Origin of the sequence: Kribbella sp. NPDC058693 (genome assembly GCF_042715335.1) — a bacterium.
Taxonomy (GTDB): domain Bacteria; phylum Actinomycetota; class Actinomycetes; order Propionibacteriales; family Kribbellaceae; genus Kribbella; species Kribbella jiaozuonensis.
The window spans coordinates 276935-299961 of sequence record NZ_JBHXSQ010000005.1 but is presented as its reverse complement, the minus strand read 5'-3'; the positions used below and the strand labels follow the sequence as shown (position 1 = coordinate 299961).

The following is a 23027-nucleotide window of genomic DNA, read 5'->3' as shown; positions in this document are numbered from 1 at the left end:
CCACAGGCAGCGGAGGCGGCGTGCGGTTGTTTGCTGTGGTCCGGTACGGTTCCCGAGATGTGACCCGTGGGTAGTCGCGAAGGAGCTGGGTTATGGGCGAGTTCGTCAATCTGACCGTGAGTGATGGGGTCGGGACGATCCGGCTGGATCGGCCGAAGATGAACGCACTGAACGTCCAGGTCCAGGAGGAGATCCGGGCCGCCGCCACCGCAGCGGCCGAGGACGACGCCGTACGCGCAGTAGTCATCTACGGCGGCGAGCGGGTGTTCGCGGCCGGCGCGGACATCAAGGAGATGGCGGACATGTCGTACGCCGACATGGCCAAGCGCTCCGGCCCGTTGCAGTCCTCGCTCTCCGCAGTCGCCGCGATCCCGAAGCCGACCGTTGCCGCGATCACCGGATACGCGCTGGGCGGGGGCTGTGAGCTCGCGCTCTGTGCCGACTACCGGATCGCCGCCGACGACGCGAAGCTCGGTCAGCCGGAGATCCTGCTCGGCATCATCCCCGGCGCCGGCGGCACGCAGCGCCTGTCCCGCCTGGTCGGCCCGTCGAAGGCCAAGGACCTGATCTACACCGGCCGCTTCGTCGACGCCGCCGAGTCGCTCGCCATCGGCCTGGTCGACAAGGTCGTACCCGCTGCCGAGGTCTACACCGCGGCCGTTGCCTGGGCCTCGCAGTTCTCCCGCGGCGCCGCGATGGCACTGCGCGCGGCCAAGGAATCGATCGACTCCGGACTGGGCGTCGACCTGGCCACCGGCCTGGAGATCGAGCGGCAGCAGTTCGCCGCGCTGTTCGCCACCGAGGACCGCGCGATCGGCATGACGTCGTTCGTCGAGAACGGTCCTGGCAAAGCTGAGTTCAAGGGAAAGTGATGTCTGCTACTTCGAAGCCCGCCGCGTCCGCCGAGGACATCGAGGCGGCCTGGAACGACAACAAGCTCGCCCAGGTGCTCTACCACGACTGGGAAGCGTCGACGTACGACGAGAAGTGGTCGATCTCGTACGACGAACGCTGCGTCGACTACGCCCGCGAACGCTTCACCGCGGTCGCCGGTTCGCGCGGCTGGCCGTACGGGAAGTCGCTCGAGATCGGCGCCGGTACGGGCTTCTTCACGCTGAACCTCAAGCTCGCCGGCGTACTCGACGAGGCGCACGTCACCGACCTCTCGCCGGGCATGGTCGAGGCGGCGAAGAAGAACGCGAAGACGCTCGGCTTCGCGATCGAGGGTCAGGTCGCGGACGCGGAGAAGCTGCCGTACGACGACGACACGTTCGATCTCGTCATCGGGCACGCGGTCATCCACCACATCCCGGACGTCGAGCTGGCGTTCCGCGAGATGCTGCGGGTGCTCAAGCCGGGCGGCCGGTTCGTGATCTGCGGCGAGCCCACGCGGTACGGCGATTTCGTCGCCCGGCGACTGTCCCGCTTCACCTGGTGGGCGACGACGAACGTGACCAAGCTGCCGGCGCTCGCGCACTGGCGCCGGCCGCAGGAGGAACTCGACGAGTCCTCGCGGGCGGCCGCGCTCGAGGCTGTCGTCGACCTGCACACGTTCGACCCGGACACGCTGGCGCGGATGGCGACGCGGGCCGGTGCCTCGCAGGTCAAGACGGTGACGGAAGAGTTGCTGGCGGCATGGGTCGGGTGGCCGATCCGGACGTTCGAGGCCGCCGTACCGGAGCAGAAGCTCGGGTTCGGCTGGCGGATGTTCGCGTACAAGTCGTGGCTGCAACTGTCGAAGGTGGACAAGGTGCTGTCGACCGTCGTGCCGGACGAGCTGTACTACAACGTCTCCATTACCGGGGTAGCGCAGTAGGGTGTGTTGATGCGGTTGCTGTCCGTGGCGAATCTGCGCTGGGTGGTGCGCCATCGGGCGTGGACGCCGTACTACCTCAAGCGCTACTGGCGGTTCGCCTGGTTCAAGCTGCGCCACCCGCAGGTGATCACCGAGGGTTTCGTTTTCCTGGGCAAGCACCTGGAGATCGTGGCGCGGCGCGGTCACGGCCGGATCATTCTCGGCAAGTGGGTGCACCTCGGTGACGAGACGCGGTTGCGTGCGCACGAGGGGACGTTGCGGATCGGCGACAAGGTCGTGTTCGCCCGCGACGTGACGGTCAACTGCTACCTGGATGTGGAGATCGGCGCGTCGACGTTGATCGCGGACTGGACCTACATCTGCGACTTCGACCACAAGACCGAGGACCTCGACCTGCCGATCAAGGACCAGGGGCTGGTGAAGTCGCCGGTCCGGATCGGTCCTGACTGCTGGCTGGCCACGAAGGTGACGGTCACCCGCGGTGCCGACATCGGCCGCGGTACCGTGATCGGCGCCAATAGCGTTGCCCGCGGCAACATCCCGGCGTACTCCGTGGCTGTTGGGATCCCGGCCGTCGTGGTGGCCGATCGCACGGCCCGGTTCACTGCCAACGCAGAGCGGCGTAAGTACCTGGCCGGCCTGGCCGCGGCCAACGACCGGACGAGCGCTCAACTCCGCGCCGGAGCGACGCCGACACCGGCCGAAGATGCTCCGGAGAACCCGTCTGAAAACCCGCCGGAGGCTCCTCGGAGCGTCGGTGAGGCGGATGCGGGTGGTGATGAGGTAGAAGCAGGTGGTGAAAAAGAGAACCGCGAGGGGTTCTCAAGTTACTCACCAGTCGGGCACTATGGCCCCCACGTCCGGTCGGACGCCCACGACCGGTTGAGCGTCGGAGAGGAGAAGTAGCGTGGCGGACCCGGCTGCGATCGATCCGGCCGATCCGGCCGCCCGGTCGTTGCTCGACCAGGCCGCGGCCGACGACTCGATCACACAGGCCAGGACGCGTGCGGTCGACCCGGTGCCGATCGTCGTACCGGTCGTCGTGCAGCAGTCAGCACCTGCCGGCGCTACGTTGGAACCAGTGCTTGAAACAAACGAACCAGACATGGGCGTGAACGGACGGATGAACACCGAAGCACAGGCAGCGGACGGCAGTACTGCGGAACCGGCACCGGTAGCGGGTGCCCGCCGCCGGCTGTCACCGCGCCCGGTCCCGGTCAGTCGGCGGAGGAGACCGCCGGCCGCAGCGACCGAGGTGACCACCGGCAAGGTGGCCACGGACGAGGAACGGACCCCGGCTGAGGAGATGGACGACGTGGGTACGCAGGACGAGAAGGGCACGGCCGGCGCGACGCCGGACAAGGATGCCGGTACGGGATCCGAGGTGAGCGCTGATCTGAGCGCTGACGCGACCGGTGGAGCGGGCGCGGCGACCGGCTCGGGTACGGCGACGGCGACCAAGACGGCTCGCCCGAAGACCGCGGCGGAGATCGTCGCGGAACAGCGTGCGCGGGAGAAGGCGGCGGCCGAGGCCCCGTCGGGTGCGGCCGCCTCGGAGGATGCCGCACCCGAGCAGCCGGCCGAGACCAAGGACAAAGCCGCGACCGGAACCACTTCGGCGACCGCGGCGGTCAAACCGGTGGCGAAGCCATCCGGCCCGACTGGTGCCTCAGGCAACAAACCGCCGACGGCCCGGGGTGGCGCGTCGGGATCGTCGGGTTCCGGCAAGGGCAAGCAGGCGTTGTCCTCGGTCGGGTCGGGGGTCCGGAAGCTGCGGAACCTGATCGCCTCGCTGATCTGGCTGATCGCGGTGCTCGCGGCCGCCGTACTCGCACTCGGCGCGCTGTTCACCGCGCTGGACCAGACCAACCAGAGCAACGAGATCGTGCGCTGGATCCTCGAGCGCGGTCATGACCTGGTCGGCCCGTTCAAGGACCTGTTCCGGCTGGAAACCGCGAAGAACACCCTGCTGGTCAACTGGGGTATCGCGGCGCTGGTCTACCTGATCGCCGGCAAGATCGTCGAGCGCATCATCCGGCCGTAGCTACCAGGATCAGATCGAGAGATCCGTCCAGGTCGCCTGGGCGGATCTCGAAGTCTGTGTACGTCGTACTCCGCACGAGCGCGGCCAGGTTGTCGTCCCACTGGTCGTGCTCGGCCGCGAGCTGAGCATCCACACACGATCCGTACTGCGCCTCCCATGACGTCAGCCGCTTGCCGTGGTGGAGCCCGAGCGCGTGCGTGATCTCGAAGTACGGCTCGAGCAGTTCGATGAACTCGGCGGCGGTCAGCTCGCGCGTGTGATACCAGTTCCCGCTCGGGAAGGTCAGGCGGTTCGGCGTACTCAGGACGACGGTGCCGCCCGGCGCGAGGATGCGCGCGCACTCCGCGATGAACCGCGGCTGCTCCCAGAGGTGCTCGATCGTCTGCAGCGAGGTGACGAAGCCGAACGCGCCGTTCGCGAACGGCGTCTGGACGAGGTTGCCCCGGACGACATTGGTCTGTGGATAAACCCGGCGGACGTGGCGCAACGTCGTATGTTCATAGTCGAGACCGGTCACGGAGTCCGCGCCCGCCAGGCGGAGCAGCTCCGCACCGTAGCCCTCGCCGCAGCCGGCGTCGAGGATCCGGCCGGTCGGCTTGGTCAGAAGTTGGGCCGTGATCCAGCGATAGGCCGCATCGTGGCGCGCGAACCAGTAGTTCTCGTGCCAGATCCCGGGTGCGGTCCTCTCGCCGGTGAGCGGTAACGTCTCGGTCACCTGAGTCAGAGTAGTCGTGGCCGGAACTGTGATGGGACTCGCATGGTGCTTATGTTTCTCGCGAGTAACATCCGTGGCAGGCTTGGGAGAGACCGTTAACCAGAAGGGGTCCCACACGCTATGAAGATCGTCGTCTGCGCGAAGTTCGTGCCGGATGCCACGGCGGACCGCCGCTTCCGCTCCGAGGACAACACGGTGGATCGTGCCGGTGTCGACGGGTTGCTGTCCGAGCTGGACGAGTATGCCGTCGAGACCGCGTTGACCGTGAAGGAGTCCGGGGACGGTGAGGTGACGATTCTCACCGTTGGTCCGGAGCAGGCCGCTGACGCGGTGAAGAAGGGTCTGCAGATGGGCGCCGACGCCGGCGTGCACGTGGTCGACGACGCGATCCACGGTTCGGACGCGGTCGCCACCTCGCTGATCCTGTCGAAGGCGCTGGCCAGGCTCGAGGCCGACCTGGTCGTGTTCGGCATGGGTTCGACCGACGGTGGCATGGGTGTGGTCCCGGCGATGGTGTCGGAGCGGCTCGGGCTGCCGGCCGTGACGCTGGGCTCGGAGGTGACCGTCGACGGGCAGACCGTCCGGATCCGCCGCGACGGTGACACCGCGAGCGAGACGATCGAGGGCACGCTGCCGCTGGTGCTGTCGGTGTCCGACCAGGCGAACGAGCCGCGGTACCCGTCGTTCAAGGGGATCATGGCCGCGAAGAAGAAGCCGGTCGAGACCTGGTCGCTGGCCGATCTGGAGCTGACGCCCGAGCAGGTCGGCGGCTCGTCGGCGTGGACCGAGGTGGTCGAGGTGACCGCGCGTCCGCCGCGTAGCGCCGGCACGATCGTCACCGACGAGGACGGCAGCGGCGCCGCCGAACTGGTCGAGTTCCTGTCCACGAACAAGTTCCTCTGAGGAGCGGGGTCTTAGTTATGTCGAACGTTCTGGTTCTGGTTGACCACGCCGCGGGCAAGGTCCGCAAGACGACCGCCGAGCTCCTCACGATCGCCCGCCGTCTCGGCGAGCCCGTCGCGGTATTCATCGGCGAGGGTGTGCAGGATGCCCTGCCGGCCCTGGGGCAGTACGGCGCGACCAAGGTGATCGCGCTGACGAACCCGGAGCTCTCGCAGTTCCTGGTGGCGCCGAAGGCCGAGGCGTTGCAGCAGGTCGCGGCCAAGGTCGAGCCGTCGGCGATCCTGATCTCGTCGAACGCCGAGGGCAAGGAGATCGCGGCGCGGCTCGCGGTCAAGCTCGACTCGGGTCTGATCACCGACGCCGTCGACGTGCAGGAAGGTCCCGTCACCACCCAGTCGGTGTTCGCGGGCAACTACACCGTCAAGTCGAAGATCACCCACGGGACGCCGATCATCACGGTGAAGCCGAACGCCGCGACGCCGGAGGCCGCCGAGACGTCGCCGGAGGTCGAGGAGTTCGACGTGTCGATCTCCGATACGGCGAAGACGGCGCGGATCACCGAGTCGAAGCCGCGGGAGGCGACGGGTCGTCCGGAGCTCACCGAGGCGGCGATCATCGTGTCCGGTGGCCGCGGTACGGGTGGTGACTTCGGTCCGGTCGAGGCGTTCGCGGACTCGCTCGGCGCGGCCGTTGGTGCGTCGCGCGCGGCGGTGGACTCGGGCTGGTACCCGCACGCGTACCAGGTCGGGCAGACCGGCAAGACGGTCTCGCCGCAGCTGTATGTCGCGGCGGGTATCTCGGGTGCGATCCAGCACCGCGCCGGTATGCAGACCTCGAAGACGATCGTCGCGGTCAACAAGGACCCTGAGGCCCCGATCTTCGAGCTGGTCGACTTCGGCGTCGTCGGCGACCTGCACAAGGTCCTCCCGACCGCCACCGAAGAAGTCACCAAGCGCAAGTCCTGATCCCGCAGTACGTGGTGCAGTTGGCCGGCTCTCCTGCGGAGCCGGCCAGCTGCATACATCAGGCAGTTGGTTTGGCCGTTGCCCGGCTAGCATGCGGTAGATGCGGATCTGGGTCAGTGGAGCACGAGGAAAGTTGGGTGCGGAGGTCTGTCGGCAGTTGGTTGCCGACGGCCACGAGGTGATCGAGGCGGACGTCACCGGACCTGACCCGGTCGATCTGATGGACCGGGAAGCAGTTGCCCGTTCGCTGCGTGGTGCTGATGCGATCGTGCACTGCGCCGCCATCGCCAGCCCCGAGAACATCGAGCCGGTCCGCCTGTTCGAGATCAATACGATCACGACGTTCAACGCCCTCGAAGAAGCCTGGAAACAAGGCATCCGTACGGCGGTACTCGCCTCCAGCGGATCGATCTACGGTACCGCCTGGTCGCCCGACGAGATCGGCACACCGGACGTCCCCATCGACGAGAACACCGAACTCCGGTACGTCGACCCGTACGCGCTCACCAAGGACGTCCTCGAACGGATGGGGCAGACGTACGCACGCCGCTGCGTACAGGTCACAGCCCTGCGCTTCCACTGGATCCTTACCCCCGACGAGGTACGCCGGTACATCGCCGAAGCCCCACCCGAAGACAACCGCCGCAACCTCTGGGGCTACGTCGACCTGACCGAAGCCGCCCGCGCCTGCGCGCTCTCGCTCCAGCCCCGCACCCACAAGCCGTACGCCGCCCTCGTCATCGCCGCCGAAGACACCGGCCGCCACGAGCCCACCACCGACCTCCTGGCCACCTACTCACCCCACACCAAGATCCACACGAACCTCGAGGGCACCACCTCCCTGTTCGACACCACCCGAGCCGCCGACATCATTGGCTGGACCCACCACAGCACCTGGCGCACCCACTAGCTCAGCCGCGGCGCTGCGGGTGATCAGCCTTCAGGTCGCAGGCGCCGAGCCTGTGGCCGAGCCGTCGGGGTCGTGCGCTGGACCTACCGCTGCCCGGCGCGCCCACTAGCTCAGCCGCGGCGCTGCGGGTGATCAGCCTTCAGGTCGCAGGCGCCGAGCCTGTGGCCGAGCCGTCGGGGGCGTGCGCTGGTCCTACCGCTGCACCTGTTGCCGGAGTAGTTCAGGGGGCGTGGGTGCCGCCTGTCCGCGGCTGATGGGCTCGGGTCCCGCCTGTCCGCGGCTGATGGGCTGGTGGGGGCCGGATCCGTCTGGTTTGGCGGGTTAGGTGGTGAGGTGTTGGCGGATGGTGGTTAGGTCGGTGGTGACGGCGGTCTGGCGGGATTCGGTGGCGTTTGTGTGCTTGGCGAGCTGGGCGGCGGCTGTGGTGCAGCGGTCGGTGAGGCGGGTGGCTCGGTCGGCCGCAGCTGATTTGTCGTTCTTGCTGGCGGTGCGGATGCTCCAGTAGCGGAAGGCGCCGATGCCGATCAGGATCAGGCCGGCGACGATCCAGATCGCGTTCACGAAGCCGAGGCCGATCGCCACGATTGCGCCGACGCCGACGAGTACGGCCGGGACGGCGAGCTTGGCAGGTGTGACGCTGCCGGCGGATTGCTTGATCGTGGACAGGGCTGTGTTCAGTTGGAGCTGGTCGGGGCCGTCGGGGCGGATCACGATCGTGTGGGAATCGCTGGTCACGTCGATCTGGGTCGGGCTCGGTTGGCCCGCGACCTGCGCGAGGTCTTCGATCGCCGGGAGAACGGACGGGCCGATGACGCGGAGTACGGCTGCTGCCAGGTGTGGGTCGTCGGTCTGACTCAGGTCGTTGGCTAGCAGCTCCTCGACTGTGCCGACCGAGTCCTCGAGGCGCTCGACGGCGGATTCACCGGCACCGCTGATCTGAGCACGCAGTACGGCAACCCGTGCCAGCGACTCACGCTCCGACTCACTCCCTTCGGAGATCAACAACCGCAACAACCCCGCGGCGCTGTCCGCAGCAGCCGCACCCTCAGTACCGGCACCCGCAGCACCCCGACCACGCCCGCCCTGCGGGCGCCTGGAACCCCGCCCGGACCCACGGCCCGAGCCGTGCCCGCCGGCGGCGTCGAGGCGGGTGTCTCGTGTGGTTTGGCGCCCGGAGCCATCGACCGGCCCGTGCCCAGTGTCGCGTGTGGCGTCGTGGTCGAGGGCGCGGTTGGCGGCGTGCCCGCCATCGCGGATGGTGTCGCGGTTGGAGGCGTCCCCGGTGTCGCGTCCGTTGTCGGGTGCGATTGGGCGGTCGGTGTTGTTCGTGGAGTCGGTGGTGGGGGAGATGTAGCTGAGGGTCGGAGCGGGTTCGCGGGCTTCTGTGTTGCCGGCTATGGATTCGATGGCGTTGCGGATTCGGGTGAGGCGGGTGCGGGCGGTTTCCTGGTCGGCGACGGCTTCGAAGCGGGTGCCGGAGGCGCGGGGCGCCTCGCCGCGTTTCTCCAGCTTCGGCAACCAGCCGTCCGCAGGGGGCGCGGCAGACTGCAGCCGCTTCACCACCAACGCCAGCCCGTCCGCCCCGAACCCACCCCGAGCCGCAGTAGCCCACAGCACCCGCTGCACCCGGGTAACCGTCCCATCCGCAGCCAGTGCGCCGAACGCCACATCCAGCCACTCACTCCGCACCTGATGACGCTGCCCGAGCGCAGCCAACGCCAGCGCCAGGAACGTCGACGTACGGCGCTCATCCAGCCCCATCGCCGTACCAAGCGCCGCCTCGTCCTGGCCCGCGATCAGCGCCTCAGTAGCCGGCCCCAGCCAGTACTGGGGGACCGCCGCGCCAACCGGCGGCAGCGGCGTACCGGAAGCCATAGCCGTCAGCACCCGAGTCGCATACCGCCGGAGCTCAGCTGCCTCGAGGAATCCCGCCATCTCGTAGCGGAGATCGGACAGCTCGACGAACGCGTCGAAAGCGGTGGAGAGGCGATTGACCCGCTCCTGCAGACCACCCTGGATCTGGGACAGCTGGGACTGCAGCCGCGAGGTCTGCTGCCGCGCGTACGACATCTCGCTCTGCAGATCTTCGAGCTGCTCGTTCTGCCGCTGTTCCTGCCACCAGTTCGTCATGGTCCCCTCCGAAGCCGTTGCTCTCCGGAAGGATGCCGTGCCGCCGGGTCATCAAGTCGTGGGGACCAGGCGGAGCTGGAGCATGGCGGCGAAGCGGGAGTCTGGGTCGTCGAGGTCCAGTCCGCCTACCTCGGCCAGGCGGCGCAGGCGGTACCGGAACGTGTTCGGATGTACGTAGACCGCCGCAGCAGCTGCTGCGACGTCGCCAAAGGCGTCGAGCCACGCCCGCAGCGTCTCAACCAGGTCGGTGTTGTGCTGACGGTCGTACGCAACGAGCCGAGCGATCGGACCGGTCGGCTCGTCGCCACGCGCTTCGATCAGATCGCGCAGTTCGAGCAGCAGAGTGTCCACGTGGACGTCCGCGAGCCGGGCGACACGTGGTTCGCCACGGCCGGTTCGCAGTACCCGAAGTGCGCGGTCAGCTCCCGCACGTGCGTTGGGTAGGTGCGCTGCATCGGCGACGACCGGGCCGACTCCGATGCTGGCGGCAACGCGATCGCCGATCCGCTCGAGGAAGTGCCTGCCGATCCGTACGGCGCGCTCCTCGCCGTCGGACCGGTCCGGGCGCACCGGAATCAGCCCATAAGCAACATCCCCAACCAACGCAGCAGCCGCCCGCGGATGCACAGCGCCCAGATGCATGGCGAACGCGTCGGCCAGCCGCTGACGCTCCCCGGCCAGCCCGGCCTGGCTGACGAGCGACTCACCCGCAACGTCGGCCATGACGGACTCGTCCGAGTCGGAAGGAATGATCCCCAGAGCCAGTACGACGACAGCCTGGCCGGCCAGGCCCAACCGGTCCAGGGCCGCGCGAGCCCCCGCGCCACCTTCCAGCGCCGTACTGACGAGGTCGGCGCGCAGGCGGCGTTCGACGTCGGCACCGGCGCGGATGCGAAGCATGTGCAAGGCAACTAATTTCGCGGCGTCGCAGAGCGCCTGGGAGCGTTCGGCGGTCAGCGGATCGCGCACGGCCGCCCAGATCGAGCCGAGGATCTCGTCACCGGCGCGGACCGCGACCGCCACCCGCGGGATCGTGAAGGTCTCGCCGGCGGCCGGCAACGGCGGCACGTGGACGGGCCGATCGGTCCGGTACAACTCGCGGAAGATGCCGTACTCCGTCAACAGCCGGAAGTACCGCTGCGGTACCTGACGGCCGAGCACCGTCTCCACCCGCGCCTTGTCGGCCTCGTCCTGCCGCCCCGAGAACGCAAGCACCCGCGAGCTGCGGTCCTCGATCGTGACCGGCGCGTCGAGCAGCGCGGCGGTCGCGTTGGCGAGCGCGAACAGATCGCCGGAGGGCATGCCGGCCAGAGTCTGCACCTCACCGACATCGCCGTCGGCGAGCAGAGACCGCAGCAGTACGGCGAGCTGGTCCCACGACGCGCCGCGAGTCAACGCCAGCAGCGCGACGCCCGACTCGGCCACAGCAGCAGCCAAGAGGTCACCGGCCGCGATGGGGGAGCGGACGACCAGCCCGGCGGCCTGCTGGCGGCCGAGGTCACGCAGTACGTCGGCGATCCGGTCGGGTTCGTGGAGCCCGACGCCCAGGACGAGCGCGTTCGAGGGGAGCACGGGCTCGTCGAGCGGGTCGTGGATGACGATCCCGCCGATCTCCGCCGGCCCATCCGGATCACCGTGTACGAGCTCCAGCAAGGTCGCGCCCAGGTCGTCGAGAACCCGGCCGAGGCTTGCCCGCGGTCGATTCGTCACCGCTCACCTCCGAGCCCCCAGGGTAAGCGTCAAAGCGGCAGCCATTCGGTAGCAGTGGTCACGGCGGCCAGTTCGGCCTCGAGCGGCTCGATCCCGATGCCGGGGCTCGTCGGCACCGGCAGATACCCGTCGTCGAGGGTGAACGGCGGCGTGATGTCGGTCCGGTAGTAACGGTCCGAGGCCGACGTGTCGCCGGGCAGCGTGCAACCAGGTAGGGCGGCTAGGGCAACGTTCGCGGCTCGGCCGATGCCGGTTTCGAGCATGCCGCCGCACCATACCGGGATGTCGTTGGCGACGCAGACGTCGTGGATGCGCCGCGCCTCCAGATATCCGCCGACGCGTCCCGGCTTGATGTTGACGATCGCGCAAGCACGCAGCCGGATCGCAGCGGCCGCCGCGCGCGCTGACGTGATCGACTCGTCCAGGCAGACCGGCGTACTGATCTGCTGGGCCAGATCCGCGTGCCCGAGCACGTCCTCCTCGTCGAGGGGCTGCTCGATCAGCAACAAATCAAACGGATCGAGCCGAGCCAGGTGTCGTGCGTCCGCCAGCGTGTACGCCGTGTTGGCGTCGACCTGCAGCAGGATGTTGCCGAACTGCTCCCGTACGGCGCGCACCGGCTCGATGTCCCACCCCGGCTGGATCTTCAGCTTGATCCGCATGTACCCCTGCTCGAGATACCCACCGACGGCATCCAGCAACTCACCGATCGAGTCCATGATCCCGACCGACACCCCGCACGGCACCCGATCCTTCACGGCACCCAACTCACGCGCCAACGGCCTGTTCTCGGCCCGCAGTTCAGCATCGAGTACGGCGGTCTCCACCGCGGCCTTGGCCATCCGATGCCCGTGGAATCGACTCAACGCGGGCCCGACCTCGACAGCAGAATCCACCGAAGCCAGTGCCGGTACGAAGAACCGCCGCAGTACGTCGGCCGCCGCGTCGACGTACTCCGACGAGTACAGCGGCGCGCTCATCGCAACGCACTCGCCCCACCCCTCGGCCTCCGTACTCACGGCGCGCACGAGCAGCACGTCCCGCGTCGTCTCGGTGCCGAACGACGTCCGGAACGGCGACACCAACGGCATCGAGATCCGCCGCAGCTCGAATCCGGTCAGCTTCATCACAACCCCTTCTGCTCGACGACATACCATCCGGCCCGATCGAATCCGGTCACCCGCGCACCATCCGCGAGCAACCCGCCCAGTACCTCACGCAACGCCGCCCGCCACGCCTTCGCGGCACCCGGATCCGTACGCCGCAACCCCTCGACATCAGGCGGTACGGCGACCAGCAGCACGTCACCAGCGGGTGCACCTTCAGTCGGCCGCCCGTCCGCTCCACACGCCAGCGCAACCGTTGCCCCAGGCATCAACCCGACGTCGGTGATCGCGGACCGGCGAGCCGCAGCGGCACCCACAGCAGGAGTGTCCAACTCCCACCGGACCAGTAACCGATCGGTGTCGTCGCCGCTGTTGATCCCGTCGCGCATATCGCCGTAGAAGTTCGTCAGGTACTCCGTCGGCCGCGCCGCGAGCTTCGCCACGTTGAAGTACGCGTTGCGCCGGATCAGCGGATCGAACGTCCACGAGATCGTCGACACGCCGCGGCGCAAGGCCCAGGCGCGCTGATGCAGTTTCAACGCGAACCCGACGTTGCGTCCGCGCGCAGCCCCCGATACCCCGGCGACGTGGCTGTGCATCGAGACCTCGGCCGGTGCCGAGAAGAACCCGACGCAGGCGCCGATCAGCTCGTCGCCGTCGTACGCGCCGCCGACGTAGTTGCCGGCCTTTGTCAACGCCCGCAGCAGCTCGGTCGTCACCGGCGGATTGCTCGGATCCGGCCGCCAGATCGAGTCGTACAGCTGATAGACCTCATCCAGCTCAGCCAGCTCCCGCAACTCACGCACCCGCACTCCGGCCGCAACCGCCGCGTCGATACCCGCCTCCGTCGCGGCGGCAATCGACGGGCTGAGATCGAGCGTCATGGCCGGTCCATCAGATCGGTCAGCAAAGCGGCCAGTAGAGCTGTCCGCGGGGCGAGTTCGGCAACCACGACGTGTTCGTTGTCGGCGTGCGCGCCACCACCGACGGCGCCCAGGCCATCGAGGGTCGGCGTACCGATGCCTGCGGTGAAGTTGCCGTCCGATCCGCCGCCGACCGCAACCGACCGCAAAGCCGGCAGGGCCAGATCCACCGCGAGCCGGGAAGCTCGCGCGTACAGCTCTTCGGACATCTTCCGTTCCAGCGGCGGCCGGTTCGGCCCGCCGATGATGTCCAGTGAGCTGCCGGGCAGCACGGGGAGCAGTGCGTGCATCGCCTCGTCCACCCGCAGTTGCTCCTCGACCGTCCACGCACGCGCATCGACGAAGAACGCAGCGGCAGCCGGCACGGTGTTCCGCGTGGTCCCCGAGGTCAGCACCGTCGGCGTCACCGTCGTACCCAGCTCGGCGTCGCCAAGGTTGCTCACGGCAAGCACTTGGTGCGCGGCCTCGACCGAGGCGTTGATGCCGAGCTCCGGCTCCAGGCCGGCGTGCGCGGCCCGGCCGGTGATCCGCACCTCGTAGACCGAGACGCCCTTCCGCTCGAGCTTGAGCGCACCGGCATCCGCCGACGCCTCCAGCACCAAAGCGGCCGAGCATCCCGCGGCTTCGGTCTCGATCAGCTCCCGCGACGACGGCGAACCGAGTTCCTCATCGCCGGTCACCAGCAGTGTGACAGTTGCCGACGGCAACGTGGAGATCGCATGCAAAGCCATCACCAGGCCGGCCTTCATGTCGAAGCACCCCGGCCCCCGCAGTACGCCGTCCTCGATCGTGAACGGATGCGTGGTCAGCGAACCGAGTGGCCAGACGGTGTCGTGATGCGCGAGTACCAGGACCCGGCGCGGTCCGTCACCGAGCCGCCACCGCAGATGCGTGCAGCCGTCGACCACGACGTACTCCGGCTTGGAGCCCAGCCGCTCCGCTCCGAGCTGGGCCACGACATCCGCGCTGTGAGCCACCGCCGCGACATCCGACGACGGCGACTCACAGGTGACCAGCGTTTCGAGATCCGCGAGCATTTGCGGCAACCGCGCCGCGAAGACCGACTCACTCATCCGCTGACCTTCGGCGTAGCCCGGACTCCGAAGTGCACGTACTTCTCGCCGGTCGGCAGCGAGTAGAACGTCACCGGAGTCCACGTGAGCGACCCGGGCGCTCGGACCACGAACAGGTCGCCGCTGTCGTCGACCGGCGTCATGCGCAGCTCTTCCGTCGGCTCGGGCAGCAGCTCGGCCAGCGGCCCGGTGATCGTCATCCGCAGCAGCGGACCCTCGTCGTCGACCAGCACCTCCTGGATCGTGCTGGCCCGCTCGTACCGGCCGACATGCCGGCGTACGTCGACCTCCAGCGGCTCTGCCGGGGGAGCCAACGGCGTCGGCATCGAGACGCCGGCCAGCTCGTCGAAGATCTCCCGGTAGAGGTCCTCGTACAGGTCACGCGTGTGACCGCCGTTGGTCAGCAGTACGACGGCCAGCCCCTCGTCCGGCAGTACCCGCAGGAACGCGGCCTGGCCGATCGTGTTGCCGTCGTGCCCGATCAACCGACGGCCGTCCCAACCGAACCGGATCCAGCCGAGCCCCCACGAGTCACCGAGCGAGTACTTGTCCGGCAGCTCCGCCTGCTGCGCGGCCATCGCCGTCACCGAGTCCTCGCTGAGCAGCCTGGTGCCGTCCGGCGCGACGCCGTCGTTGAGGTGCAGTCGGGCGAACGCCAGCGCGTCCGCCACGGTTGACGTGATCAGTCCGGCCGGGCCGAGCGAGCGGGGGAGTTGCCAGACCGGTGCGCGCTTCGGCTCCTCTTCGCCTTCGCTCACGTGCCCGACCGCAGCCGAACGGAGCAGCGCCTCTTCTGGCAGCGTGACTGTGTTCTGCAGATCGAGCGGTGTGATGATCCGGTCCCGCAGCGCCTGGTCCCAGGTGGAGCCGGTGAGCTTCTCGATCACCCGGCCCGCCAGCGAGAAGCCGGAGTTGCAGTACGACCACGTCGCGCCGAGCGGATGGTTCTGGACGACATCGGCCAGCAGGTCGACGTACTTCTCCAGGCAGTCATCACCTCGGCCCGTGTCGGTGAAGACGTCGCCGTCGATCCCGCTGGTGTGCGTGAGCAGGTGCCGCATCGTCACCTGCTTCGCGACGTCCGGATCGCCCAGCTGCAGCTCTGGCAGCACCTGGCTGATCGGTGCGTCCAGCTCGAGCAGTCCTTCGTCGACCAGCTGCAGTGCGAGCGTCGCCGTCCAGACCTTCGACATGGAACCGATCTGGAAGACCGAGTCGGTCGTGGTCGCCACTCCGGTGTCCTTGTTCAGTACGCCGGTCGCCGCCTCCACCAGCTCGTCCTCCACGCCCGGCCGCACCCGCAGGATGCCGAGCGTCGCACCTGGTACGCCGTGCCGCGCGGCCAGCGTGGTCAACCGGCGCTGCCAGTGCGCCGCGTCGATCTTCGCCCGGCGCGGACCGCTCGCGTCACCGGCGTACTGCTCGACCCAGTCGCGGATGCGCCGGTTGAAGTCGAGGCGATGCGACGGCCGGCCCTCGACGATGAACAGGTGACTGGCGTCCGGGTACAGCACCAGCTGGCTCGGTACGCCGTTCTCGCGCAGCGCAGTGTGCCACTGCTGAGCCTGTCCGATCGGGCAGCGCACGTCGGCGTCGCCCTGCAGGATCAGCGTCGGCGTTGCCACCTTGCTGACCTCGGCGAACGGCGACATCGAGCTGTAGTCGGTGGAGCTGTTCAGCTCGTACACGTCGAGGAAGTGGCCCATGTCCGACGTACCGGCCATGCTGGTGAGGTCGCTGACCACACCGCCGGTCACGGCTGCGGCGAACCGGTCGTCGCGGCTGGTCAGGTAACAGGTCATGAATCCGCCGTAGCTGTAGCCCGCGACGGCCAGGCGGTCGGCGTCAGCGATGCCCTCGGCAACCAGTTCGTCGAGCGGCTCGAGGAAGTCGGGCGCATCCGCCGTACCCCAGGCGCCGAGGGCTGCGTTGAAGAACTCCTCGCCGTAGCCGTCACTGCCACGAGGGTTGAGCAGGAGTACGGTCCAGCCGTGGGCGGCGAGCTCTTGGTGGTAGAGGTGCACCTCGTCGGCTGCAGCATTCCACGCGTTGTGCGGACCGCCGTGGATGTCCAGCAGCAGCGGCTGCGGACCGTCGGCGGCCGGGTCGCGGACGAGCCAGCCGGACACCACTGTCCCGTCGGAGATCGTGAACTGCCTCTCCTCTCTTACAAACGCGTCCGGGACCTTCTCGCCGTACGTCGTCCGCGTTGTCGCCTCGCCGGTCGCCAGGTCCAGCGTGACGATCTCCCCGAAGGACGTCGGCGTGCTGAGCACGAACGTCGCCACACCAGCCGCCACGGACAGGCCGGACACGACCTGCCCCGGTTCGCCAAAAACATGCTGAGGCGTGCCACCGTCGACGGGCACCGAGAACAGGTGCGTACACCCGCGGTCCCGGACCGCGAGAAGGACAGCCTCGTCCACGAGGGTTGGCACGGCACCCGGGTACGCCGGTCCGCCGGCCATCACGTTGCGGTCGAGCGGCGCCGCCAGGTTCACCACGTCGCCGGTGTCCAGGGAGAGCTTCAGAAGCCCAGCGTGACCAACCGGTCCGGAGAGCATGCCGACGATGAGCAGTCCGGCGCCGTCCGCGGTCCATGTCACCGTGCCGGTCAGTCCGTCAGCCAGACCGACCAGCTGCGGTTTCGCCTTGGCATCTGAGGCGTCGAGCACGTACGCCGGAGCAGTCGGGGTCAGGTCAGCGTCAGGTGCGGTGGCTGCTCCGAAGGCGAGCTTGGACCCGTCCGGTGACCAGGCCGGGTCGCCGGCGTGCCAGTCGCCCTCCGTGGCCTGACGGCACTCCTTCGACTCGACCTCCACCAGGTGCAGGTGCTTGCGGATCGTCCGCAGCCAGCCTGCGCCGTCCGCTTGGTAGTCCAGCCGCTCCGTGGCGATCGGCGCGTGCTCGTCACCAGCCGCAGTCTCGACTGGTGCAGCGAAAGCGATCCGCTTGCCATCCGGACTCCACTTCGGAGCTCCCGCACCCAGCGGCAGCTCGGTGAGCTGCGACGGCTCACCACCTCCGGCCGGCAGCAGCCAGATCTGCGCGGGCCCGTCCTTGGCTCGCAGGAACGCCAACTGCGATCCGTCCGGCGACCAAACAGGGGTGGTGTCCGATTCGCCGCGGGTCAGGTGCTGCGGCGTACCACCGGAGGCCGGGATCCGCCACAGACTCCGCAGTGTGCGGTCGGCCTTCACGTCGGTGGTCCGGAGGACGTAGACGAGCTGGGTGGCGTCCGGCGACAGCGCCGGCTGCTCAGGTACGGCTAGCTCGGTCAGGTCGTCGATGCGCAGACGTCGGGTCACTGGGAGTCCTCCTTGAGTTCCTGCAGTACAGGCGGGTTCGAGCCGACCGCCCGCAGTACGCCGGCTGCGTGGTGACAGGCGGCGCGGTGCAGACGGTGATCGGCCTCGGGAGTGGGATCGAGGGTCAGACAGTGCTCGCGGTCGGTCCGGATCAGCGGACCTATCGGGCACCTCGGATGGAACCGGCAGCCCGCCGGCGGATGATGCGGATCGGCCGGCTCGGCGTCGGCGACCAGGTCCTCGTCCGGTGGCGGCAACGAGGTCGAGCCGCGTCGCGGAGCGGCCGCGAGAAGCTCTTTCGTGTAAGGGTGTTGAGGGTTGCTGAGTACGTCGTAGGCCGGTCCGACTTCGACGATCCGGCCCAGGTACATGACGGCGACGATGTCGCTGACGTACCGCACGACGGCCAGGTTGTGCGAGATGAACAGCATCGACAACCGCAGCTCGCGTTGCAGCGTCCGGACCAGGTTCAGCACCGTGCCCTGGATCGACACATCCAGAGCGGAGGTGATCTCGTCGGCGATGAGCACCTCCGGCTTGCCCGCCAGCGCCCGCGCGATCGCGACCCGCTGCCGCTGACCGCCCGACAGCGCACCCGGGTACGCCGACACCCGGTCGGCCTCCAGTCCGACGAGCTCGAGCAACCGGACCACCTCGTCGCGTCGACGATCCGCTCCGGGCATCGCCTCGGCGATCGAGTCGCCGATGGTCATCCGTGGATCCAGTGAGGAGTACGGATCCTGGAACACCATCTGCAGCGGACGCCGATCCCGCATCGGTACTCCGTCCAGCAGGATCCGCCCGCCCGCAGGTTCGGCCAACCCAACCGCCGCCCGGGCCAGCGTCGACTTGCCCGACCCGGACTCACCGACCAGTCCGACCACCTGACCCGACGGCACGGTCAGGTCGACCCCGTCGACAGCCGTCAGCGCGCGCCCGTACCGGACCGTCACGTCTTCGAAGCGCAGTTCGCTCATCGCTGCCCCGTCCGGAAGTTCGAGTACTCAGCCTGCGCCTGCGGATGCCAGCACGCCACCTGATCGACCAGCACAGGGTCCTCGGCCCGGCAGCGGTCCGACGCGAACGCACAGCGCTCCGCGAACGCACACCCCACCGGCATCCGCGCCAGATCCACCGGACGCCCTGGGATCACCGCGAGCGGTTCGTCGAGCGGAGTATCCAGATCGGGCACTGCGGCCAGCAGCGCCCGCGTGTACGGATGCCGCGCACCAGTGGCCAGCTCCGTCGACGGGAGGTCCTCGACGATGCGTCCGGCGTACATCACCAGGACGCGATCGCAGATCTGGGAGACCACGCTGATGTCGTGGCTGATCAGCAGCACTGCGACGTCGTCCTCGGTGCGGATGGTCTCCAGCAACCGCAGTACCTGCCGCTGCACGGTGACGTCGAGGGCGGTCGTCGGCTCGTCGGCGACGATCAACGCCGGCGCACCCATCAGCCCCATGCCGATCATGGCCCGCTGCCGCATGCCGCCGGAGAACTCATGCGGGTACTGCCGCGCCCGGCGCTCTGCAGCAGGTACCCGTACCGCCCGCAGCCGGTCGATCGCCCGGTCCATCGCGGCCCGACGAGTGAGGCCCTGATGCTCGCGTGCACCCTCAGCCAGTTGTACGCCGATCCGCTTGGTCGGGTTGAACGAGGTCATCGGGTCCTGGAACACCATCGCGAACGACGTACCCAGTAGCCGTCGCCGCACCGCCGCCGTACTGCGGACCGGCAGCCGGCCGAGCAGGGGAGCGCCGAGAAACGAGAGCTCGGCGGCACGTACCTGCCCAGGCGGCTCGATCAGCTGGGCGACCGCGAGTGCGGTCAGACTCTTCCCCGAGCCGGACTCGCCGACCACGCCGACGATCTCGCCCTTGTGGATCGTGAAGCTCACACCGCGGACTGGCGTGACCGGTCCGGGGAAGCTGACCTGCAGGTCCTCCACCACAAGCACAGCGTCGTTGTCGTCGTCACGTGCAGGCGTGGCTTCCGGCGTACGGTCGGTCCAGCGCGCGCGGGGAACCTGTACGCCGAGACCCTTCGCCACCGCCTCGCCGAAGAGGTTGAACGCCAGCCCTGCAATGACCACAGCGACTCCGGGGGCGAGTGCCGCGGCTGGATGCACGTAGATGCCGCTGAGGCTCTCGCCCAGCATCCGGCCCCAGTCGTACGCCGGCGGCTGCACGCCCAGCCCGATGAACGACAGTCCTGCGAAGGCGAGCAGCGTGCCGCCCGCGCCGATCGTCGCGTTGACCACCAGCGGCTCGGCGATGTTCGGCAGGATGTGCCGCACGAGCATCCGGAACCGGCCGACCCCCGCGATCCGCGCCGCCGAGATGAAGTCCCGCTCCGCGACCCCTGCGACCAGCGTCTGCGTCAGCCGCGCGAAGGACGGCGCACCCGCGAAGCCGATCGCCAGTACGGCGCCCTTCGCGCCCACTCCGAACACGACGGCGAAGAACAGCGCCAGCAGCAGCCCGGGAAACGCGACCGCGATGTTCACGACAGCCGTCGCGATCCGGCCGCCACGCCTGCCCAGGATCGCGGGCGCACTGCCCAGCGCGAGCCCGGTGACCACTGCGATTGACGTCGCGAGCAGTGCCAGCAGGATCGACGTACGCGATGCGACGAGCACACGGTAGAAGATGTCGCGGCCGAGGTTGTCGGTGCCGAGCCAGTGCTCCGCAGACGGTCCCTGCAGCAGGTGGTCGGTGTCTATCGCGTTCGCCTGGTCTGACCAGAGGACCGGCGCGAAGACGGCGAGCAGGAGTACGACGAGCAGCAGCAGGGCGGCACCGGCGCCGACCGGGGTTCGCAGTACTGCCATCCAACGGCGGCGCATCAGCTCTCCCTGATGGTGGATCGGGGGTCGAGTAGGGCGAGCGTCACGTCGACGGCCAGATTCACCAGCAGTACGCCGACGCCGTACACGAGGACCACGCCCTGCACCAGCGGGTAGTCCTTCGCGATGATCGAGGACACGATCGTGCTGCCGAGCCCGGGCCAGCCGAAGACGTTCTCGACCAGGACGGTCCCGGCGACCATGCCACCGAGCAGCAGACCGCCCAGCGTGATCGTGGCCGTCACTGCGTTCGGCAGTGCGTGCCGCAGGTAGATAGCCGCCGGAGGCAAGCGCTTCGCGCGGGCCGTGCGCAGGTAGTCCGTCTGCAGCACGGCTAGCAACTCCACGCGACAGATCCGTGCGAGCACAGCAGCCGGACCAACTGCCAGCGACAGCACCGGCAGCACGTACGACGCGACGCTGCCGCGACCCGCGACCGGGAACCAGTGCAGCGTCACCGCGAACACGTAGACGAGCCCAACCGCCAACAGGAACTCAGGAATCGCAGCGAGCACCACAGCGGTCGAGGTGAAGCCCAGCTCAGCTCGTGGCCGACGGCCTCCGCGAGTCAGGACGCCCATCACCAGACCGAGCGGTACGGCGATCAGCACGGCCACCAGGAACGCCGCCACGGCCAGCTCGACCGTGGCCGGTAGGCGATCCCGGATCACGTCGGAGACGGGCAGTCCGGTCGTGATCGACGTACCGAGGTTGCCTGTGACCAGGTGGTGCAAGAAGTTCAGGTACTGCTGCCAGAGCGGGTCGTCGAGGCCCAGCGAGGCGCGCTGGGCGTCGACGAGGCTCTGTGCGGCAGCTGGTCCGAGAGCTCCCCGGACCGGGTCACCTGGGATCAGGTGGATCATCAGGAAGGCAGCGCTGACCAGGACGAGGACAGAGCCGACCAGCCGGCCGAGCCGCCGTACGGCGAAGCCCAGCCACGGGTGTGTGGTGAGGACCGGGCTGCTGACGGTGGCCGTCACTGGCTGAGCATCTTGATCGACGACGGGATCACGCTGCCCTCGCTCAGGTCGAAGGTCGCGCCCTTGCCGAAGACCGGCACGGTTGCGTTCACGAACGGCACCAGGTTGACCTGCTTGAACAGAGCGCGCTCGGCCGTCGCCCAGTCCGCGCAGCCATCGGCGCCGGGGATCGCGGCGGCCTTGGCCACGGCAGCGTCGTACTCCGGGTTCTTGATCGAGGAGAAGTTGCTGCCGTTCGGGGGACCGGTGCCGGAGAGGAAGCTGACCAGCTGGCTGGGCAGGGACACGGTCAGCGGGATCAGACCGGCATGCCAGGTGCCTTGCCCGGCCAGGACGACAGTGCTGATCTCGGCAGTGGAGACGGCCTTGAGGGACACATCGACACCCAGCTCACTCCACGCTTTCTGGAGCAGCTCCGCGCCGGACTGCAGCGTCGGGCCGAGGCTGGTCGGGTAGTAGAAGACCAGCGACAGCTTCGTACCGGCCTTCTCCCGGATGCCACCCGCTCCGGGTCGCCAGCCCGCCGCGTCGAGCGCTGCCTTGGCCGCGTCCAGGTCGTGACCGGGCAGGTTGCCGGTGACGGTGTCGTCCGGGCACGGGCCCATGCCGGGGGCAACCAATCGGGTAGCCGGCGAACCAGTACCGCTGGTGATCACCTTGCCCAGCTGAGCGAGGTCGAGTGCCTGCGTAAGCGCCTTGCGTACTCCGATGTCCGCGGTGGGCAGACCGGACTTCTGGTTGAACCAGAGCTCACCCAGTGGGGTGCCTGCCTCACGCTGGAACGTCTTCTGAGCCTGCAGCCGCTGTTTGTCCGGTCCGGCGATCGCGGCGACGTTGACCTGCCCGGACAGCAGCAGGTTGGCCGCAGTGGTCTCGTTGCTGACCACCTTCAGCACAACCTTGTCCGGCAGACCGGACTGTCCCTGCTTGAAGTCACCCGGCCCCCACGCGTACTCCTTGCGTCGAGTGAGCGTGTAGTGGTCGCCGGGGACGGCCTCCGCGACCGTGTACATGCCCGTGCCGTCCGAACCCTGCTTGAGGATGGTGCGATCCTTCATCCCCTTGCTGCACACGATGTGCAGCCCACCGACGTTGCGCACCAGGAAGGCGTCCGGTGCCGGCGCTGTCACGGTGACTGTGCCGGTCGCGTCGTCGGCCGTCGCCTTTGCGCCCGGTGGGATGAACACACCGATCCGCGTCGACTTGTTGGCCGGGTCGCCGACGAAGTTGATGTTCTGCGCGACCGTACTGGCCGTCAGCGGGCTCCCGTCCGCGCAGGTGACTCCCTTGCGCAGTGTGTACTTCGCCGTGGTGCTGTTGCCCTCGAATTTGTCGGCGAGACCAGGCACCTGCTTGCCGTCCGGGCTGATGCCGACCAGCGAGTCGTACAGGAACCAGTCGACCTGCATGGTGACCGACAACGAGGTGAACTGCGGATCGAGGTTGCCGGGGTCGGCGCTGATCGCCATGGTCATCGTCTTGCCCTCGGCGGCCTGATTGGTACTCGCGGTCTGCTCACCCGAACTGCAGGCGGACAGTGCGAGACCGGCGACCAGTGCACCAGCGGCGATGTGTACCCATCTCATGAAAGCCTCC

18 protein-coding genes are annotated in these 23027 nt (G+C 68.5%); 7 read left to right on the top strand and 11 right to left on the bottom strand.

Translation table 11 applies throughout. From position 1 onward, the window contains the following. Positions 1–92 precede the first annotated feature (92 nt). Genes ACFWUU_RS35720 through ACFWUU_RS35705 form a run of 4 tightly spaced genes read left to right on the top strand, consistent with a single transcriptional unit; the run spans position 93 to position 3860 of the window. A complete protein-coding gene (locus tag ACFWUU_RS35720; RefSeq protein ID WP_137259375.1) occupies positions 93–872 on the top strand; it encodes an enoyl-CoA hydratase/isomerase family protein in 780 nt (259 codons plus the stop codon). Beyond that, the gene (locus tag ACFWUU_RS35715; protein ID WP_380182446.1) at positions 872–1816 is read left to right on the top strand and encodes a class I SAM-dependent methyltransferase; all 945 of its coding nucleotides are present in this window, start codon (positions 872–874) and stop codon (positions 1814–1816) included. Before ACFWUU_RS35720 ends, ACFWUU_RS35715 begins: the two co-directional genes overlap by 1 nt. Positions 1817–1825: 9 nt before the next feature. Continuing rightward, positions 1826–2722 (top strand): acyltransferase, encoded by an 897-nt coding sequence (locus ACFWUU_RS35710; RefSeq protein WP_380182444.1) that lies wholly within the window; start codon positions 1826–1828, stop codon positions 2720–2722. Between the two features lies 1 nt (position 2723). Beyond that, the gene (locus ACFWUU_RS35705; protein ID WP_380182442.1) at positions 2724–3860 is read left to right on the top strand and encodes a hypothetical protein; all 1137 of its coding nucleotides are present in this window, start codon (positions 2724–2726) and stop codon (positions 3858–3860) included. Here ACFWUU_RS35705 and ACFWUU_RS35700 read toward each other — a convergent pair. Further along, the gene (locus tag ACFWUU_RS35700; RefSeq protein ID WP_380182440.1) at positions 3847–4575 is read right to left on the bottom strand and encodes a class I SAM-dependent methyltransferase; all 729 of its coding nucleotides are present in this window, start codon (positions 4573–4575) and stop codon (positions 3847–3849) included. The genes ACFWUU_RS35705 and ACFWUU_RS35700 overlap by 14 nt on opposite strands. A gap of 120 nt (positions 4576–4695) precedes the next feature. On the opposite strand from ACFWUU_RS35700, the gene ACFWUU_RS35695 reads away from it, so the two are divergent. From ACFWUU_RS35695 to ACFWUU_RS35685, 3 genes are all read left to right on the top strand, one after another. Then, positions 4696–5478, top strand: coding sequence for an electron transfer flavoprotein subunit beta/FixA family protein (locus ACFWUU_RS35695; RefSeq protein ID WP_380182438.1), 783 nt, complete (start codon positions 4696–4698; stop codon positions 5476–5478). A 17-nt stretch (positions 5479–5495) separates the two neighbouring features. Continuing rightward, a complete protein-coding gene (locus ACFWUU_RS35690; protein WP_137259369.1) occupies positions 5496–6443 on the top strand; it encodes an electron transfer flavoprotein subunit alpha/FixB family protein in 948 nt (315 codons plus the stop codon). Between the two features lie 100 nt (positions 6444–6543). Beyond that, entirely contained in the window at positions 6544–7353 is an 810-nt protein-coding gene (locus ACFWUU_RS35685) for an NAD-dependent epimerase/dehydratase family protein (protein WP_380182436.1), read from the top strand. Positions 7354–7674: 321 nt separating this feature from the next. Here ACFWUU_RS35685 and ACFWUU_RS35680 read toward each other — a convergent pair whose 3' ends face one another. Genes ACFWUU_RS35680 through ACFWUU_RS35635 form a run of 10 tightly spaced genes read right to left on the bottom strand, consistent with a single transcriptional unit; the run spans position 7675 to position 23017 of the window. Further along, a complete protein-coding gene (locus tag ACFWUU_RS35680) occupies positions 7675–9483 on the bottom strand; it encodes a hypothetical protein (protein WP_380182434.1) in 1809 nt (602 codons plus the stop codon). Between the two features lie 51 nt (positions 9484–9534). Continuing rightward, positions 9535–11193 carry a PucR family transcriptional regulator gene (locus ACFWUU_RS35675; RefSeq protein ID WP_380182432.1) on the bottom strand — a complete coding sequence of 553 codons (1659 nt, stop codon included), beginning with the start codon at positions 11191–11193 and terminating at the stop codon, positions 9535–9537. Between the two features lie 29 nt (positions 11194–11222). Further along, a complete protein-coding gene (gene menC, locus ACFWUU_RS35670; protein ID WP_380182430.1) occupies positions 11223–12320 on the bottom strand; it encodes an o-succinylbenzoate synthase in 1098 nt (365 codons plus the stop codon). After that, complete coding sequence (locus tag ACFWUU_RS35665) at positions 12320–13183, bottom strand: GNAT family N-acetyltransferase (RefSeq protein WP_380182427.1); 864 nt, start codon at positions 13181–13183, stop codon at positions 12320–12322. Before ACFWUU_RS35665 ends, menC begins: the two co-directional genes overlap by 1 nt. Next, on the bottom strand, positions 13180–14295 hold the full coding sequence (locus ACFWUU_RS35660; RefSeq protein ID WP_380182424.1) for a M20 family metallopeptidase: 1116 nt from the start codon (positions 14293–14295) through the stop codon (positions 13180–13182). Before ACFWUU_RS35660 ends, ACFWUU_RS35665 begins: the two co-directional genes overlap by 4 nt. Next, positions 14292–17603 (bottom strand): serine hydrolase, encoded by a 3312-nt coding sequence (locus tag ACFWUU_RS35655; RefSeq protein WP_380182422.1) that lies wholly within the window; start codon positions 17601–17603, stop codon positions 14292–14294. The genes ACFWUU_RS35660 and ACFWUU_RS35655 overlap by 4 nt, the downstream gene beginning before the upstream one ends. Then, positions 17600–18580: an ABC transporter ATP-binding protein gene (locus ACFWUU_RS35650; RefSeq protein WP_380182420.1), complete on the bottom strand. Its 981-nt coding sequence runs from the start codon at positions 18578–18580 to the stop codon at positions 17600–17602. The genes ACFWUU_RS35655 and ACFWUU_RS35650 overlap by 4 nt, the downstream gene beginning before the upstream one ends. Next, positions 18577–20451 carry a dipeptide/oligopeptide/nickel ABC transporter permease/ATP-binding protein gene (locus ACFWUU_RS35645; RefSeq protein ID WP_380182418.1) on the bottom strand — a complete coding sequence of 625 codons (1875 nt, stop codon included), beginning with the start codon at positions 20449–20451 and terminating at the stop codon, positions 18577–18579. The genes ACFWUU_RS35650 and ACFWUU_RS35645 overlap by 4 nt, the downstream gene beginning before the upstream one ends. Continuing rightward, positions 20451–21431, bottom strand: a complete 981-nt coding sequence (locus ACFWUU_RS35640) for an ABC transporter permease (protein ID WP_137259360.1) — start codon at positions 21429–21431, stop codon at positions 20451–20453. Before ACFWUU_RS35640 ends, ACFWUU_RS35645 begins: the two co-directional genes overlap by 1 nt. After that, positions 21428–23017, bottom strand: a complete 1590-nt coding sequence (locus ACFWUU_RS35635; protein ID WP_380182416.1) for an ABC transporter substrate-binding protein — start codon at positions 23015–23017, stop codon at positions 21428–21430. The genes ACFWUU_RS35640 and ACFWUU_RS35635 overlap by 4 nt, the downstream gene beginning before the upstream one ends. Positions 23018–23027: the final 10 nt, after the last annotated feature.